The following is a 497-nucleotide window of genomic DNA, read 5'->3' as shown; positions in this document are numbered from 1 at the left end:
CGCCGCGCAAGCCGCTGATCGCGGCGGTGGAGGGCTACGCGCTGGCCGGGGGCTTCGAGGCGGTACTGGCCTGCGACCTGGTGGTCGCCGCCGACGACGCGAAGTTCGGCATCCCCGAGGTCAAGCGCGGGCTGGTGGCCGGCGGCGGCGGGTTGCTGCGCCTGCAGCGCCGCATCCCCCGCAACATCGCCATGGAGTTCGCGTTGACCGGCGACTTCGTCGATGCGCCGCGCATGGCCGAGCTGGGCCTGGTCAACAGCGTGACCGCTCCGGGAGGCGCGCTGGAGGGCGCCCGCGGACTCGCGGAGCGCATCGCGGCCAACGCCCCGATGTCGGTCGCCGTCTCCAAGGAGGTCATCGGCGCCTCCGACGACTGGTCGAGCGAGGAGATGTGGCAGCGCCAAGACGAGATCGCCGGCCCGGTGTTCGTCAGCCACGACGCCATGGAGGGCGCGGCGGCCTTCGCCGAGAAGCGCGCGCCGCAGTGGAAGGGCGAA

Annotated in this window: 1 protein-coding gene; it reads left to right on the top strand. The window is 73.2% G+C overall.

Annotated features, from left to right (window positions below; genetic code table 11):
- Positions 1-497 (top strand): enoyl-CoA hydratase-related protein (locus D452_RS27445; RefSeq protein WP_017542333.1); only part of this gene is annotated, 497 nt, incomplete at both ends.

Source organism: Nocardiopsis prasina DSM 43845 (assembly GCF_000341265.1).
Taxonomy (GTDB): Bacteria; Actinomycetota; Actinomycetes; order Streptosporangiales; family Streptosporangiaceae; genus Nocardiopsis; species Nocardiopsis prasina.
This window is presented reverse-complemented; position numbering and strand designations above follow the sequence as displayed.